Raw genomic sequence first — 1279 nt, forward strand, 5'->3', positions numbered from 1 at the left:
GAAATTTCAAAGGAGCTGTTTTGTCTACATTATTTTTTATTTCATTGATTTCGTCTATGACATTCTTGTTATACCCTTTCCAAGCCGAGATGGCTCTGGTCATTGTTAAGTTATCTTCGGAATAAGTACCTTCTTCAGCTATAGGCAGGTAATTCTTTGGATTAATGTATGTAGCTAATCGGGAAACTCCAGTTAGTGAAATATACCCCATATATTGGGGCATTGTAGGAGCAGATTCCCCAAAATACTGCAATGCTTGTGGCAAGGTCGGGTCAATCCCTATAACGGCTTTAACTTCTTCTGGATATTTATTGGCATAGTACATGCTATATATGCCGGATATTGAATGTGGCATTAATATATAGGGCACTTCAATACTTGCCTGATGTAGAGCAGTTCTAAGCTCTTCCACTATATTCTCCACGGTTCGTTCCTTATTCGTTAAGCTACTCCAACCATATCCAAAAAGCTCCACTACGACTACTTTATTATTTATCGCCAGCTCATTTATTAAGGGCTCAAAATCTAATGCAGGGGCGGCTGTGCCAAGACCACTTAATAGGACCATAGTATGCTTTCCGTCCCCTTTTGTATAAATGTGCATATGCCTCCCGTCTACTTTAACCAACTGTCCCAAGGGTGGATATTTTTCTTGTTCGTGCGCTGTCAGGGCGAGATGAAAAACGATCCAAATAAAAACCGTTGCCATAATGAACAAAACCGTGTTTTTTGTTATGATCCAAAACCTGGACTTCTTCTTGGTACTCACATATTTTCACTCCCGTATGATCATGATTTCGTCCTTTCTAGTTCTCTATTCCAAGCTATCATGACGGGGTTAAAATAGACCCATATTCCGTTTAAGTTTCATTTAAACTCATTGCTCTGCTCCACCAATACAGGCCACGCCCCCTGAAATGGACATAGCAAAGGCCCAGATGGAATCTGGGCCTTCTATTTCACACCTAGGTCCGTGCTCTGTAGAGTAAAGGGCTGGGTTTACCAGCCCCTCCTCATCAAACCGTACGTGCGGTTTTCCCGCATACGGCTTTCCGACATTCTTCACCTTGGGCAGTACGTACTTTTCCTTTTCCACGTCGTAACCGAGTTCAAACCCTCTCGTTGGAGTAACTCAAAGATCCCCTGGCTCGGTCTGCGTCTATGGTGTTTCTTCCTCCAGAAGATTAGCAATCTTCTTCGAATATACCAATCGATCTTACTCAGAAAACGGTTTGCTATCCCTTTATCCGCTTGGGTGTAGTAGTTCCTCCATCCTCGG

2 protein-coding genes are annotated in these 1279 nt (G+C 42.7%); both read right to left on the bottom strand.

Annotated elements, in window-relative coordinates; translation table 11 throughout:
* On the bottom strand, positions 1–769 hold a 769-nt coding region (locus BFJ94_RS25230), incomplete at its 3' end, for an alpha/beta fold hydrolase (RefSeq protein ID WP_162944428.1).
* A 293-nt stretch (positions 770–1062) separates the two neighbouring features.
* The coding region (locus BFJ94_RS26275; RefSeq protein WP_369126916.1) for a group II intron maturase-specific domain-containing protein at positions 1063–1279 on the bottom strand (217 nt) is incomplete at its 5' end.

The sequence above is a fragment of the Paenibacillus aceti genome, assembly GCF_003614185.1.
In the GTDB taxonomy this organism is placed as follows: domain Bacteria; phylum Bacillota; class Bacilli; order Paenibacillales; family Paenibacillaceae; genus Fontibacillus; species Fontibacillus aceti.